The organism is Haloarcula sp. CBA1115, from assembly GCF_000827835.1.
In the GTDB taxonomy this organism is placed as follows: domain Archaea; phylum Halobacteriota; class Halobacteria; order Halobacteriales; family Haloarculaceae; genus Haloarcula; species Haloarcula hispanica.
The window spans coordinates 2,272,671-2,285,941 of record NZ_CP010529.1; the positions used below are offsets into that span (position 1 = coordinate 2,272,671).

Sequence of the window (13,271 nt, forward strand, 5' to 3'; positions counted from 1 at the left end):
GCTGCCTACCACTCGATTTCGGCCCTATCGCGCCAGAACCGCCCGCTCGGTGCATCGGGTCGGAAGCGAGCGAGCCAGACTGGCGTCTCAGCCCCCTTTTCGGGCGTCCGTGGAGCGCTCCCCTCGGTCATGTCCGTCTGGACGTAGCCCGGGCACACCGAGTTGGCGATGAGGCCGTCGGCCGCGTACTCGCCGTCGAGGTACTTCGTCAGTCCGTTGACGCCCGTCTTCGAGATGCGGTAGGCCGGCGTGCCGCCCGACTGGCTCTCGGTGATGGCTCCCAGCCCGGAGGCCATGGTGACGACACGGCCGCCCTCCTCGGCCAGCAACAGCGGGAGGGCGTACTTCGTCATGAGGACCGCCCCCCGGAGGTTCGTGTCGAGGGTGTGGTCGATAACATCTGTCGGCATCTCGTCGAGCGGCTCCCGTGAGTCCATCACGCCGGCGTTGTTGACCAGCACGTCGAGCCGTCCCTGCTCACGCTCGATGCGGTCGACCGCGGCGACCATCCCGTCGTCGTCGGTCACGTCGAGTTCGATGGCCTGGCGGTCCGTGGCCGCGATGTCGCCGGTATCGCGAGCGCCGGCATACACCGTTGCGTCGAGGTCGACCAGCCCGTCGGCGATTGCCTTCCCGATGCCCCGCGTGGCTCCGGTGACGAGTACGACCTGACCGTCGAGAGAGTCGTACAGCGGAACGTCCATACCCGGGGTTGGGTGGCCGGGCCGAAAAGGAAACGGGTCGGGGCGGCGTCACTGCGATGCCTGCCGCCCGCGCTGATGCTGACCGTCGGCGTTACCGTTCCTCGTCCCGGCGCATCGCGATCTCGAACCAGGGACAGAGGCGGAGCTGGCGGTAGTACTCGGGATGTTCACGCAGTCGCTCGTAGGGGACCCACATGAGGCCGTCGACCTCTTCGGGGTTCGGTTCCAGCGAGGTGTCGTGGAGCGTGGCCTGCAGCACCGCACACACTTCCCATTCGAGGCCGGCGTTCTCGTAGTAGCGCTTGTACTCGAACCGGTCGGTCACGCGGAGGTTCTGGTACTGCGAGGGGTCAATGCCCAGTTCCTCCTCGAGTCGTTCCTCGGTAGCTTCGACCTGTGTCTGGCCCTCAACTGGGTGGGAGGCGACGGTGCCGTCCCAGTGGGTGTCCCAGAGGCGTTTGTTCGCCGCGCGCTGGGCGAGCAGAATCCGATCGTTCTCGTCGAACAGCAGGGCAGTGAACGCGCGGTGGCGAACCCCCTCGCCGGTGTGGGCGTCGAGCCGATTGACCAGCCCCTCCTCGTTGTCGTCGGCGTCCACCGCGATGACCTCCTGTCGGGCGTTTTCGTGCGTCTCGTCGACCGCGTCGGAACTCATATGTCGTACCTCTCACAGAGGCGCGTATTACGCGCTTCGACTTCCCCTCACCGCGCGGGGAGGTCCGAGACGAACTGTTTCAGGATCTGCTCCTCCGCGCGGTGGAGGGTTTCACTGCAGGTCGACTTCGCGATACCGACGCGGTCCGCCAGTTCCGTTAGCGAGCACTCCCGCGGCGTGTCGTAATAGCCCGCGTCGATGGCCTCCTGTACCAGTTCCAGTTGGCTCTCGGTGAGCACCTGCTCGGTTTCGAGGTGTTGCTGGATGCGGTCGACGCTGAAGGAGATGCCGAACTCCTCCAGTTGCTCGCCGAGTTCGGAGAGCCGCTCCTGTGGCGCTGATATCTCCCAGACGGCCTCGCCGTTGGACAGGGTAAACGGCATCTCAAGCGGGACGCCCGAGCCCTGGACTGGGAAGAGCAGGAGCGGCATCGACGTCTCGAACTGAATCAGCGCGCTGTCGTCCCGGTGTGAAAGTATCTCAAGGGTCGTGACCGATTCCCGGTTCTCGATATCACGGAGAACCGCTGGGAGGTCGTCCGATGTGATCTCCGCGAGCCCGACACCGGAGTCCTCGCCGGGGAGCGCAGACAGGATGCGAAACGTCGCGTCGTCGTACGCTCGCGAGATGTCGCCGATCCAGATCTCATCCGGAATCGTGAGCGTGAGTTCAGCGTGTGGCATTGGTGTATCCGAATATATTCGCCCGACCCCCGCGTCCGTAATCCCGAACATGTTCGCATAGTCGTGATGGGGATAAGAAACTTGGGGAGTGGTGTCACACACTATCACCACGAGATCAGGTCGCGCAAAACCATTGAGCCGAACATCTCCGGGTATGGCGAACGCTTATTCCGCCGGCCGCTGGCCGTCCGGTATGGAACGCGTCTCGCTGACTCGGACGGTCCCAGCCGACCCAGAGACAGTCACCGACCTGATAACTGACGTGGAGCCGTTTATGCTTGCGGCAGGGTTCGACGAGGTGACACTCGACGGGGACGACCTCGGCATCACGAACCGTGTCGGACTCTTCGAAATCGAACTGGACCTCGAAATCGTCGAAACTGACGCAGTGCTGCGGTACGAGCAACGGCAGGGCATCTTCGAGTCAATGATGACGGAGTACACGGTCGAGGCCGTCGACGGCGGGACTGAAGTCACGGCGACGACGGAGTACAGCGCGCTCGACCTCCCGGTGCTCGGCGAGATGATCGATTCGACCGTTATCTCACGACAGCGCAAGAAGGAACTGAACAAGCAGTTCGACTGGCTGGTCGAACGGGTGTCGTAGCAATACGTGTGATAAAGTCGCTCAGACGAATTCCTCTCTGCAATCCGTTGTGTATAATAACCCGAACATCTTCGGGATAGGACCGAGGGACGCCCGCCGTCAACCGGTACATATGAGCCATTCCCACGAGGACGTGCCTCCGGTTACAACCGAGGTTCACGACAACTCTTGGTCGGCGAACCTGGAGACGCCCGCACACGCCGAAGACCCCGATGTTGTCGTCGAACAGGCCATCGACGCCGTCGAGATGACGACGGCTGGGAACCACGTCAATCTGGTGAGCCACGCCGACCACGGCCACCCGGAAACCTACCTGTTCGATGCGCTGGCGGAGGCGTTCGGCGAGACCATTTCAGTGGAGTACGTCCAGCAGTGTGGCTGTGGGGGCCACGTCACCCGCGTCCATCGGGAGGCATAGATGCGGGGGAAACTCGACCTCGACGAGCAGCCGCTCGTGCTGATCTGGGAGGTGACGCAGGCCTGTGAACTGGCGTGTAAACACTGCCGGGCCGACGCCCAGCCGCGCCGCCACCCCGACGAGCTATCGACGGCGGAGGGGAAGGCACTGCTGGACCAGGCCCGCGACTTCGGCGACGGCCAGCTGGTCGTCCTCTCGGGCGGGGACCCGCTCGCCCGCGAGGACCTCCCGGAACTCATCGACTACGGGACCGAGCAGGGCCTCCGGATGACGCTGACCCCAAGCGGGACGAACTCGATCACGCGGGACCGACTGGCCGAACTCGACGACGCCGGACTCCGGCGGCTGGCCCTGTCCATCGACGGCGGCGACAGCGAATATCACGACACGTTCCGGGGTGAGTCCGGGAGCTTTGAGGCGACGATGGCGGCCGCCAAGGCGGCCCGTGACCTCGACATCCCGCTGCAGATAAACACCACCGTCTGTGCTGAGACGGTCGAGCAACTGCCGGCGATCCGGGACCTCGTCGCGGACCTCGATGCGGTGCTGTGGTCGGTGTTCTTCCTCGTCCCGGTCGGTCGCGGGCGGGTCCTGACGCCGATTGCCCCCGAGCGGGCCGAACGCGTACTGTCGTGGCTCCACGAGGTCAGCGACGAGGCACCGTTCGGCCTCAAGACGACCGAAGCGCCCCACTACCGGCGCGTCGCGATGCAGAAGCAGGACGAGGGAGCCAGCGGGCTCAAACGCCGGATGGGTATTCGTGCTGGCAAGGGGTTCGCCTTCGTGAGCCACACCGGCGAGGTGTTCCCCTCCGGGTTCCTTCCGAAATCGGCGGGCAGCATTCGAGAGGAAAGCGTCGTGGACATTTACCGGGACTCACCGCTGTTCCAGCAGCTCAGGGACGACGACGCGCTGACAGGCAAGTGCGGGGCCTGCCGGTACCGAACAGTCTGTGGCGGCAGTCGGTCGCGAGCGTACGCGACGACGGGGGACCCGCTGGCGGCGGACCCCCTCTGTGATTATCAGCCGGATGGGTTCGAGGGGTCGGTTCCCGATCAGCACCCAGCAGATTGAGGGGGTTTTTCACTCCGTGGGAACGCGCCTCGCCCGTTTTGTAATGTGGTGTCACAGTAACTCATATGAGCGACTCCGGCATTAGAGTGGAGCTGTCGGTCGACACCCCTGGGGCCTGTCCGGTGGCGAGCGTCTCGGACGAGGCGGGCGCGGCCGTGACCGACGTCGCCCGAAGCAGCCCAGATGAAGACGGGCAAGTCATCGAAGAGTTCACCGCGACGGGCACTGACGAAGGGGCAATCGAGGCCCGGGAGGACATGGACAAGGTGTTCGCGACGGGCAACGGTTCCCGCTACCAGTTCTCACGGTCGCGAACTGAGTGCGTCTGCGAGGCGGTCGAAACATACGACTGTCCGGTCGCTGATATCCGCGCCGAGGGCGGACAGCTCCACCTGACCTTCCACGCTCCCGATGTCGACCGGGTGCGCGCTATCGTGACACGGCTGAAAGAACTGTACGACGGCGTCTCGCTCCGGTCGATGCGGCGGAACGGCGACGTTGACCCGGTGGACTCGATCCTCGTCGACCGAAGTAAACTCACCGACCGGCAACAGGAGGTACTCGAAACCGCCGTCGAGATGGGGTACTTCGAGTATCCGAAAGGGGCCAACGCCGGTGACGTGGCGTCGGAACTGGATATCTCCGTCTCGACGTTCGCTGAACACCTCGCAGCCGCCCAGACGAAACTGCTCGACAGTATCATCGCGGAGTAGGCCCACAGCGCGTCGCTACTACTGCCATCGACGGGCGAACGCCGCTAACAGGAGATACGTATAGAGAAGTGCACCGAGAGCTCCAGCCGCTGTGCCGACCGATATTATCCAGCCGAACCGACCGATAAGACCGAGTAGCTGAACGCCGAGCCCACCACCGAGCAGTCCAATCGTCACCAGCGCTGTCCGGTCGTTCGCGTAGGGCCAGACGCCGACCGCCGGTGGGTAGAACTGGAATGCCGCCCCGACCACGGTGAGTCCGAGAAAGCCCGCCAGCATCGCCCGATAGTGTGCGCTGACCAGCGCCGGGCTCCGACCGGTTGCGGCGATAGTCAGTCCGAGTCCGATACCGACGACTCCGGCCACGACCGCCACCAGCACCACGTAGAACCCGACGCGACGGCGCTCCGACCGCAGGAAGAGCCCGATATACGACAGCGCAAAGCCCACGACTGCGGTTGCTTCCATGATGCCACCGATGAGGAGGAGTCGACGGTCGAACAGTCCGAAGCCCAGCAGCGCGGGACCGACAGCGCCGGCAACGATGACAACCGTAACGACCGGTCGCGGCGCTTCAGCGACCAGAAACCGGGGAAACAGGCGGAAGCCGACACCGAAGACGAACAGCGCGGCCGTCCCCGCAGCGAGCAAGTGCGACAGTTGCTGGGGGAGCATCGACTCGAAGCCGGCAGTGGTAGCGAGCGCGCCACCGGCTGCGAGTGCGAGGTAGCCGAGCGCTATCGGGACCGCGACGTTGGCGGTTCGGTCGACCGGCTCCCGATGGGCGTTTGGACCGCCGGTCCCAGTCGCCGCGCCGGTGACGTTGCCGCGAATCGTCCACCCCACCGTCCCGAGAAACACCGCGACGCCGCCTGCCCAGAGCGTGGTTCCGACGGGCTGGAGCCACGGTGGACCGAACGGCGCGAGCGCTAGCCCTGCTGTACCGAGGACGGACAGCGGGAACTGCACGGCCGGCCCCCGATCCCACGCGAGGTCTCGGTTGAAGTACGACGGTACGAGCGCGTAGGCCTTTCCGAACAGGACGTGCAGGACGAACCCGTACAGGCCGAGCGTGACGACGACGCGGCGGGGCGCGGCGACCGCCATCGCGGCGTGGAGGCCGACGAAAAACAGCGCGCTGGCGGTGACGAACCACCGCGAGACGCGCTCGGGACGCATCTCACTCCGGCCGGATCGTGACGTGCCACTCCTCGTCGGCGACCTGTTCCGTGTCGTACTGGTATCCCTTTCTCGTGAGAACGTCGTACAGCGGCACCGGTTCGAAACTGTTCACCAGCCGGAGCGCCTCGCTCTCGCCGACGGAATCGAGGGCGTTCATGATCTGTTCGAACGGTTCTCCGTCGACGTCCCGAACGTCGAGTTCCTGTACCGACTCCTGGTGATCTGTGCTCATACGTTCGACGACGGTCCCTGCCAGTCAGGCGCTTGTCCCGAACGTGTTCGTCTTCGTGGCGGTACAGTACTCGTGGTCCGAGCCCGAACGAATCGCCAACACCACTGCGGGACTCCCGGTATCGCGCTACCGCAGCGTGGTGTAGCTCAGTCCAGCAATCGCGACGAACTGCAGCGAGCGCAGGACCAGCACGGCCTGCTGGACGTGTGGATCGCCGGCGTAGAAGCTCTGCATCGAGAAGAAGAAGTAGACCGCGATGGCGTTCTCGGCGAGCATCGCGACGGCGAAAGCGATGAGACCGGCGACGAGTCCCGTCCGGAACGTCGCGTAGTTGCGGACCCAGACGCCAAGCAGCGGGAGCAGCAATAGGACGTTGAGTCCCGCGAGCGCTGCCGCGGCAGTGATGAGCGGTCCCATCGCCATCAGCGACACCTCTCTATATCTGTCCCCGTCATTCGTCCATCTTCTCCACGATTTCCTCGAAGGTATCGCGGTAGTTGTCGAACCGGTCGGTCAGGAAGTAGAGTTTGGCGTACTCCTCGTCGCCGGACTCGACTACGTCGTGGTCCTCAAGCTGTTCCATGTGATGCCTGATCGTCTTGTAGCCCACGTCGAGTTCGTCGGCGAGTTCGTTGGCGTTCATCGGTCGGTCCGAGAGGGCGTCGATGATACGCGCCCGGTTGGCGCCGCCGCGCGTCGCCGTCAGCAGATACCAGAGCGCTTTCTCCATCCCACTGTCCTCCCGGGACCTGCGTCTGCCCGTCGTATAGTCCTGTCTCTCCCCGTCGAACAGCGCGCTGGACTCGGATGCATATGCCACGATGGGATACGAGAGCCAAGACAGGCGGCAAATAAAGCGTTTCTTCGCACTCTCTTCCGAGACTGTTCCAATTTCGGGGCGACTGTCCGCGTCGGCTGCTGACTGCTGGCCACTCAGCGAACCGCCGCCGTCGCGTCGGCCATGATGTCGATGGCCTCCTTCAGCGTCTCCATGTCCGTCGCGTAGGAGATTCGGGCGTAGCCCGCGCCGTGCTCGCCGAAGGCGTCGCCGGGAACGACTACGACGCCGCGGTCGATGACCTCGTCCACCCAGCCGTCGGGGACCTTCGGCATCGCGTAGAACGCGCCCTTGGGCGTCGGACAGTCGAGTCCCATCTCGTCGAGGCCGTCCAGCAGCACGTCCCGGCGCTCCTGGAAGGCGTCGCGCATCTCCGAAACCTGGTCTTGCGGCCCGCTCAGTGCTGCCTCGGCGGCGTACTGGGCCGGAGCCGACGCACAGGCCTGCGCGTACTGGTGGACGCGCAGCATCCGCTCGATGCGGTCGGTCGCGCCGGTGACCCAGCCGAGCCGCCAGCCCGTCATCGAGTAGGCCTTCGAGCAGGCGTTGACGACGACGACGTTGCCCGTGTCGCTGAACTCCGCCGGCGAGCGGTGCTCGCCCTCGAACACCTGGTGTTCGTACACTTCGTCGGAAATACACAGCACGTCGTGCTCGTCGGCAATGCGGGCGAACGCCCGCATGTCTTCGGGTGACTGCACCGCTCCAGTCGGGTTCGCCGGGGAATTGACGACGAACGCTGCCGTGTCGTCGGTGATGGCCTCCTCGACGGTTTCGGGGGCCATCGTGAGGTCCTCACGCAGCGGGACCGGTCGCGGCGTCCCCCCGGCCAGATGGGTCAGCGCGTCGTAGGAGACGAACCCCGGGTCCGGGAAGATGACCTCCTGCCCCTCGTCGACGTGGGCCTCCAGCGCAATGTGCAGCGCCTCGCTCCCGCCCGAGGTGGCGATGATGTCCCCGGGGTCGACGTCGAGGTCGTTGTCCCGCTTGTGCTTGGCGGCGATTGCTTCCCGGAGTTCCTCGGTTCCCTTGTTCGACGTGTAGGCGTCGACTTCCCCTGCCTGAATTGCCTCGACGGCCGCCTGTCGGGCGTGCTCCGGCGTCGGGAAGTCCGGCTGGCCGAGGCCGAGGTTGATGGCGTCCTCGCCCGCCGCCTCGAACACTTCGCGGATGCCAGAGATCGATACCTGCTCTACCCGCCGGGAGAATCCAGTCATATTCTGTTTGGGGGCGGCCGGCCCGATAATTCTTCCTTGTGCTGCGGTAGCATTAGCGGCGTCCGTCTGTTCTGTCGCTATTGCCGACCGGTATAAACTATTGCAACGTTCATAACTATACCTTTATATATAAGAAAACAAGATAAACGCGTATTTATAAAGTAGCATATATAATTTTGTTTATTAGACACCGGGCTGCATGAGGAATTATATATTAATTTTATAACCCACCCATATTTATTGGGAGTCGGATGTCCCGACATACCCTACCGAAACCGTCCAGAAGATCAGTTATCAAGGCACTCGGCTCCGCTGTAACCGTCGCAGCTTTTGGTGGAGAAGCCACCGCATCACAGGAATCTGATACAGAAGAGTATCTGATCGGTGTGACAAATGACAGGAACGCTTCAGATGTTCATAACAAAATAAAAGAACGGTCTGACCTCGAACAGCTCGATATTATCGACGTGAACGAGTCACTTTCGTATCTTCGCTCAGCAGTCCCGCAGAAATTCAAAGGCGAAATCCTTCCGACAGTCGAAGGAATTGACGGGGTCAAATATACGGAATTCAACCACGTTCGCGAGCCGATCGCCACGGTTCCGAACGATCCGAAGTTCGACAGCCAGTACGCGCCACAACTGGTCAATGCCCCGAAAGCATGGGACATTACGTTCGGAAGCGAAGACGTCACCATCGCCGTCATAGACACCGGTACAGATTACACCCATCCCGACCTCGACGGGCAGTTCGGGAGCCAGAAAGGACGGGACTTCGTCGACAACGACGACGATCCCGCCCCGCAATCCGCTCAGCATGGGACACACGTCTCCGGTATCGCTGCCGGCGAAACGAACGACGAAACCGGTATCGCAGGTGTCAGTAACTCTCGGCTCCTGAGTTGCCGTGCACTCGGACCGAACGGGGGCCGAACCGCCGATATCGCTAACGCCGTCCAGTGGGCGACTGAGCAGGGGGCGGACATTATCAATATGTCTCTCGGTGGCGGCGGCTACAACCAGACAATGAAAAACGCGGTCTCAAACGCGTGGGATCAGGGTGTTCTCCTCATCTGTGCAGCCGGGAATCATAAGGACAGTGATCCACCAAGCCAGCAGGACGTGTCGTACCCAGCGGCCTACGAAGAATGTGTCGCCGTTGGTGCCGTCGATAGCAACAAGAGTCCGACCGAGTTCTCGAACTACGGCGAGAAGGTCGACATTGCGGCACCGGGCAATGACATACTCTCATCCGTTCCGGGGGGAGACTACGCGCAGTTCCCCGGGACGTCGATGGCGAGTCCTGCTGTCGCCGGCGTCGCTGCGCTCGGTCTCGACAAACATGATTGGTCCGTCAGCCAGACCCGACAGAACCTTCTCGACACCGCCCAGCCTCTGGACGCAGACGGCCAGTTCGTCGGTTTCGGCCTCGCGGATGCATACAACTTCGTAACCGCCGGTGGCGGAACCGAAAACGAACCGCCGATCGTGACGCTCAACGACGATTCACGAACTGTCACTGTGAATAAAGAGATCATATTCGATGCCAGCGGCTCCCGTGATCCCGACGGCTCGATAACGAACTACCGCTGGGAGTTCGGCGACGGCTCTGAACCAATCGAGGGTGCGGACGCGACGGAGGTCAGCCACACGTACACCAGTACCGGCGACTACACCGTCACCGTCACTGTGACTGACAACGACGGTGCCGAGGCGACCACGTCAGTCAGCGTCTCCGTCACCGATGAATCGAAGGACCGTCTCACCGAAGAGTTGTCCGGGTCACTCGATGGGATGCTCGATTATGACAAGCAGACGTACTCCCTCAAGACGGAGTCGCCCATGCAGCTGATCCTCAGCCTCGATGGCCCATCTGACGCCGACTTCGACCTCTATGTCTCCTTCGACGGTCGCACGCCCACTCCGAACGACTACGACCGCGCGTCCTATACGCAGGACAGTAGCGAACAGATAATCATCGACGACTTCTCACAGGTCAGCGAGATCGGCATACTCGTGTATGTCTACAGCGGAAGCGGAGACTACACACTCACACTGGAGGAAATCGGAAAAACGGGCTCGTAATCTAATTGCTGTTCTCTCGTTTCGACTGGTCCCGTACGTAGCGCTCCTCTCGCTCTTCCACTTTCAGTTCAGCGGGATTTCACGCTGGCTTTGACATCGCAATTGCGCCGCCACCGCCGACGCTCACTCGCCTCGCCGCTGGCGGGGCCTACCGGACCACGGACATCGCAATTGCGCCACCGCCACCAACGCTCACTCGCTTCGATGGCGGCGGTTCATTAGCGGACCACGGACATCGCAATTGCGCCACCGCCACCAACGCTCACTCGCTTCGATGGCGGCGGTTCATTAGCGAACCACAGACATCGCAATTGCGCCACCGCCACCGACGCTCATCCCCACGATACCGCGGTGATGATCCGCTCGCTCCATCGCGTACAGCATCGTGGTCGTGAGGATACCGCCGCTGGCTCCGATAGGATGCCCGAGCGCCACCGCGCCGCCGAGGGGGTTGTGCTTCTCGGCGGGGATGTCGAGTTCGTCGGCGACGTACACCATCTGCGCGGCGAAGGCCTCGTTGAGTTCGAAGTGGTCCACGTCGGCGACGGAGAGGTCGTTGCGCTCAAGCAGTTTAGCGACGACGTCCCGAACCGCGATGGAGAACTCCGACGGGTCGCGGTAGGCGACGGCGTAGTCCTCGACGTGAGCCATCGGTCCCAGCCCCTCGCGCTCTACCGTCTCGGCGTCGGCCAGCACCACCGCTCCCGCCCCATCGGAGAGTTTCGAAGCGTTGCCGGCGGTGATCGTACCGCCGTCTGCAAACGCCGGTGGGAGCGCCGCCAGCTGGTCTACCGTCGTGTCCGGCCGCGGTCCCTCGTCCTCCGTCACGAGGCCGTCAGCCGTTTCCACCGGAACGAGTTCCTCGGTGAACTTCCCGGACTGGATGGCCTCGCCGGCCCGGTGGTTGCTCCGCCGAGCGTACTCGTCCTGGGCCTCGCGGCTGATGTCGTGCTCGGCGGCGAGTTCCTCCGTCAACGTGCCCATGTGGGCGTCGTAGTGCTTGTCCCACAGCGAGTCCCAGATCATCGCGTCGACAAGTTCGCTGTTCCCGTGTCGGCGGCCGCCGCGCATGTCCGGTACGAGATACGGCGCGTTCGACATCGACTCCATGCCGCCGGCGAGACACACCGATGCCCGACCGGCCTCGATGCGGTCGGCGGCGGTCATAATCGCCCGCAGTCCCGACCCCGAGGCCTCGTTCAGCGTCGTCGCGGCGACGCTGTCTGGAAGCGGTGACTCGACGACGACCTGTCGGGCCGGCACCTGGCCGACGCCCGCCTGTACCGCGTTTCCGAGGCCGACCCAGTCGACACTGTCTTCGTCGACGCCGGTTCGGTCGAGCAGTCCCTCGACGGCTGTAGTACCGAGCTCTATCGCGCTTCGCTCTGCGAGCCCTCCCAGCAGTTCACCGTGTGCGGTGCGTGCGCCGTCTACCAGAACCACATCCGTCATACGGCCTACATGAACCTGAGCCTACAATACTGTTCGCCCGACGATGGACGGCGTCTTACAGCGGGAGCAAGGCGAAAGCCCACCCCTTCAGGGGTGTGGATGAAGCCGACAACCCGGCAGCTTCGCCTGTAGCCTCACTCAGCCGGAGTTTTATAACCGGTGACACCGTATGCATGACCACACCGAGGCGGATCAGCCGCCCAGATAAACGGATAATATCGGGATTCGGGCCACGCTACGTCCAAAAGAATCCCTTTCGGGCCGCTGGCTGTGGATTCCGACACACGGTAACTCTGAATCCCCATACCGGGGATAGGAGTAACGGCGGCTTGGCCCCGCCAGGAGTCCGGTCATGCCGACCTGGCTACAAACCTGAAACTCCCAACCTAGCGGTGCGGTGCCGCGGGAATCCCGCGCCTTCAGGCGTGGGAGGAGGTCAATCCTCGGTTGCCGTCCGCAGTTCCTCGATAGCCGTCTCCAGTCGCCGGAGCGTCGCATCAGCGTCGGTGTAGCCTTGCTCGTACTCGCCGTAGGCGTCGTCGGCCTCGTTCAGGAACGCTTCGACGGCGTCGTGCATCTCGTGGTCGCTCATGGCTGTCCCGACGGTAGCCGACCGGAAAAGTCCCGCTACTTGCTGGTTACTGCGTCACATCGTAGTCGACGCTCGCGTCGCGGAGGGCGTCGGTCACACGACCGACGGTGTCCTGTGTCGCGACGACGACGGCATCGAGTCCCCGAGATGCGGCGTCGGCGGCCACCTCGCCCGCCGCGAAGTGCGTCGTCGGTTCGATGTCGGCATCGCGGAGCGCGACGACGGCCTCGACACCCGCGGCGGTGACGATGGGGGCGTCCGCACAGGCCGCGGCGATGTCGTCGACGTTCTCGACCGGCCCCGACCGGACCGGCGGGACCTGTATCACGCTGACGTGGCCGGGGTTGAGGTCGATGACGCCCTCGAAGCCCGTGACGCCGACGACCTCGCCTTCCGCGGCGCTGGTCGTGGTCACGCCCGTCGCGTCGCCACCGCCGGGATGGGCGTGTAACAGGCCGTCCGACAGCGAGAGCGTCACCGTCTCGCCTTCCGCCAGGTCCGCCGTGGCGATGGCGGCGTCCTCCTGCACGCTACCGAGCACGTCGTCGGTGACGTGGTCGGCGAACCGGCGCACGTCGGTCGCGGACTGGAACACCCAGTCGACGCCCTCCTTCGTGACGCGGTAGCGCGACCGCCCTTCCTTCTCGACTAAGCCGTCGTCGACGAGTTCACGGATGTACTCGCTGACGGCCTGGCTCGTCACGCCGACGGCCTCGGCGATTTCGCCCTGACTCACTGCGGGCTGGCGCTCGGCGATCTCCACGAGGACCCGAAACCGCGTCGCGGCCCGCTTGTTCTCCAGGACGTCGACCATACAGGA

Annotated in this window: 16 protein-coding genes; 5 read left to right on the forward strand and 11 right to left on the reverse strand. The window is 63.7% G+C overall.

Features of this window, described 5'->3' with window-relative positions:
* Window positions 1-5 precede the first annotated feature (5 nt).
* From SG26_RS11355 to SG26_RS11365, 3 genes are all read right to left on the reverse strand, one after another.
* Window positions 6-704, reverse strand: coding sequence for an SDR family NAD(P)-dependent oxidoreductase (locus SG26_RS11355; protein WP_050037618.1), 699 nt, complete (start codon window positions 702-704; stop codon window positions 6-8).
* A gap of 91 nt (window positions 705-795) precedes the next feature.
* Window positions 796-1,359: an NUDIX domain-containing protein gene (locus SG26_RS11360; RefSeq protein WP_008310591.1), complete on the reverse strand. Its 564-nt coding sequence runs from the start codon at window positions 1,357-1,359 to the stop codon at window positions 796-798.
* Window positions 1,360-1,406: 47 nt separating this feature from the next.
* Entirely contained in the window at window positions 1,407-2,042 is a 636-nt protein-coding gene (locus SG26_RS11365; protein WP_008310589.1) for a helix-turn-helix domain-containing protein, read from the reverse strand.
* 193 nt (window positions 2,043-2,235) lie between these two features.
* Here SG26_RS11365 and SG26_RS11370 point away from each other — a divergent pair, with 193 nt between their 5' ends.
* From SG26_RS11370 to SG26_RS11385, 4 genes are all read left to right on the forward strand, one after another.
* Window positions 2,236-2,649: an SRPBCC family protein gene (locus SG26_RS11370; RefSeq protein WP_174878656.1), complete on the forward strand. Its 414-nt coding sequence runs from the start codon at window positions 2,236-2,238 to the stop codon at window positions 2,647-2,649.
* Window positions 2,650-2,761: 112 nt separating this feature from the next.
* Window positions 2,762-3,067 carry a CGCGG family rSAM-modified RiPP protein gene (locus tag SG26_RS11375; RefSeq protein WP_008310586.1) on the forward strand — a complete coding sequence of 102 codons (306 nt, stop codon included), beginning with the start codon at window positions 2,762-2,764 and terminating at the stop codon, window positions 3,065-3,067.
* Window positions 3,068-4,141 (forward strand): radical SAM/SPASM domain-containing protein, encoded by a 1,074-nt coding sequence (locus tag SG26_RS11380; protein ID WP_050037619.1) that lies wholly within the window; start codon window positions 3,068-3,070, stop codon window positions 4,139-4,141.
* A gap of 65 nt (window positions 4,142-4,206) precedes the next feature.
* A complete protein-coding gene (locus tag SG26_RS11385) occupies window positions 4,207-4,854 on the forward strand; it encodes a helix-turn-helix domain-containing protein (protein WP_023843143.1) in 648 nt (215 codons plus the stop codon).
* An 18-nt stretch (window positions 4,855-4,872) separates the two neighbouring features.
* Here the strand turns inward: SG26_RS11385 and SG26_RS11390 are convergent, their stop codons facing one another.
* The 5 genes from SG26_RS11390 to SG26_RS11410 all read right to left on the reverse strand — a co-directional run bounded on the left by SG26_RS11390 (window position 4,873) and on the right by SG26_RS11410 (window position 8,323).
* On the reverse strand, window positions 4,873-6,033 hold the full coding sequence (locus SG26_RS11390; RefSeq protein WP_050037620.1) for a hypothetical protein: 1,161 nt from the start codon (window positions 6,031-6,033) through the stop codon (window positions 4,873-4,875).
* Between the two features lies 1 nt (window position 6,034).
* A complete protein-coding gene (locus SG26_RS11395; protein WP_008310578.1) occupies window positions 6,035-6,268 on the reverse strand; it encodes a DUF2249 domain-containing protein in 234 nt (77 codons plus the stop codon).
* A 126-nt stretch (window positions 6,269-6,394) separates the two neighbouring features.
* On the reverse strand, window positions 6,395-6,691 hold the full coding sequence (locus SG26_RS11400; RefSeq protein WP_008310576.1) for a hypothetical protein: 297 nt from the start codon (window positions 6,689-6,691) through the stop codon (window positions 6,395-6,397).
* Window positions 6,692-6,719: 28 nt separating this feature from the next.
* A complete protein-coding gene (locus SG26_RS11405) occupies window positions 6,720-6,998 on the reverse strand; it encodes a winged helix-turn-helix domain-containing protein (RefSeq protein WP_004593670.1) in 279 nt (92 codons plus the stop codon).
* 203 nt (window positions 6,999-7,201) lie between these two features.
* Window positions 7,202-8,323 (reverse strand): pyridoxal phosphate-dependent aminotransferase, encoded by a 1,122-nt coding sequence (locus SG26_RS11410; RefSeq protein WP_014039664.1) that lies wholly within the window; start codon window positions 8,321-8,323, stop codon window positions 7,202-7,204.
* Window positions 8,324-8,790: 467 nt separating this feature from the next.
* Here SG26_RS11410 and SG26_RS11415 point away from each other — a divergent pair, with 467 nt between their 5' ends.
* Window positions 8,791-10,407 (forward strand): S8 family serine peptidase, encoded by a 1,617-nt coding sequence (locus SG26_RS11415; RefSeq protein ID WP_228841588.1) that lies wholly within the window; start codon window positions 8,791-8,793, stop codon window positions 10,405-10,407.
* Between the two features lie 288 nt (window positions 10,408-10,695).
* On the opposite strand, the gene SG26_RS11420 is transcribed toward SG26_RS11415, so the two are convergent.
* The 3 genes from SG26_RS11420 to SG26_RS11425 all read right to left on the reverse strand — a co-directional run bounded on the left by SG26_RS11420 (window position 10,696) and on the right by SG26_RS11425 (window position 13,265).
* Window positions 10,696-11,859 carry a thiolase family protein gene (locus tag SG26_RS11420; RefSeq protein ID WP_050037621.1) on the reverse strand — a complete coding sequence of 388 codons (1,164 nt, stop codon included), beginning with the start codon at window positions 11,857-11,859 and terminating at the stop codon, window positions 10,696-10,698.
* Window positions 11,860-12,295: 436 nt separating this feature from the next.
* Entirely contained in the window at window positions 12,296-12,451 is a 156-nt protein-coding gene (locus SG26_RS21625; protein ID WP_014039667.1) for a hypothetical protein, read from the reverse strand.
* 46 nt (window positions 12,452-12,497) lie between these two features.
* On the reverse strand, window positions 12,498-13,265 hold the full coding sequence (locus tag SG26_RS11425) for a MarR family transcriptional regulator (RefSeq protein ID WP_050037622.1): 768 nt from the start codon (window positions 13,263-13,265) through the stop codon (window positions 12,498-12,500).
* Window positions 13,266-13,271 lie beyond the last annotated feature (6 nt).

Bases quoted from the DNA above. Each gene is read 5' to 3' on its own strand.
- SG26_RS11370 (WP_174878656.1), top strand. From the start codon at position 2,236: ATGGAACGCGTCTCGCTGACTCGGACGGTCCCAGCCGACCCAGAGACA.
- SG26_RS11390 (WP_050037620.1), bottom strand. From the start codon at position 6,033: ATGCGTCCCGAGCGCGTCTCGCGGTGGTTCGTCACCGCCAGCGCGCTG.
- SG26_RS11420 (WP_050037621.1), bottom strand. From the start codon at position 11,859: ATGACGGATGTGGTTCTGGTAGACGGCGCACGCACCGCACACGGTGAA.
- SG26_RS11425 (WP_050037622.1), bottom strand. From the start codon at position 13,265: ATGGTCGACGTCCTGGAGAACAAGCGGGCCGCGACGCGGTTTCGGGTC.
- SG26_RS11395 (WP_008310578.1), bottom strand. From the start codon at position 6,268: ATGAGCACAGATCACCAGGAGTCGGTACAGGAACTCGACGTTCGGGAC.
- SG26_RS11355 (WP_050037618.1), bottom strand. From the start codon at position 704: ATGGACGTTCCGCTGTACGACTCTCTCGACGGTCAGGTCGTACTCGTC.
- SG26_RS11380 (WP_050037619.1), top strand. From the start codon at position 3,068: ATGCGGGGGAAACTCGACCTCGACGAGCAGCCGCTCGTGCTGATCTGG.
- SG26_RS11405 (WP_004593670.1), bottom strand. From the start codon at position 6,998: ATGGAGAAAGCGCTCTGGTATCTGCTGACGGCGACGCGCGGCGGCGCC.
- SG26_RS11410 (WP_014039664.1), bottom strand. From the start codon at position 8,323: ATGACTGGATTCTCCCGGCGGGTAGAGCAGGTATCGATCTCTGGCATC.
- SG26_RS11375 (WP_008310586.1), top strand. From the start codon at position 2,762: ATGAGCCATTCCCACGAGGACGTGCCTCCGGTTACAACCGAGGTTCAC.
- SG26_RS21625 (WP_014039667.1), bottom strand. From the start codon at position 12,451: ATGAGCGACCACGAGATGCACGACGCCGTCGAAGCGTTCCTGAACGAG.
- SG26_RS11365 (WP_008310589.1), bottom strand. From the start codon at position 2,042: ATGCCACACGCTGAACTCACGCTCACGATTCCGGATGAGATCTGGATC.
- SG26_RS11360 (WP_008310591.1), bottom strand. From the start codon at position 1,359: ATGAGTTCCGACGCGGTCGACGAGACGCACGAAAACGCCCGACAGGAG.
- SG26_RS11385 (WP_023843143.1), top strand. From the start codon at position 4,207: ATGAGCGACTCCGGCATTAGAGTGGAGCTGTCGGTCGACACCCCTGGG.
- SG26_RS11400 (WP_008310576.1), bottom strand. From the start codon at position 6,691: ATGGCGATGGGACCGCTCATCACTGCCGCGGCAGCGCTCGCGGGACTC.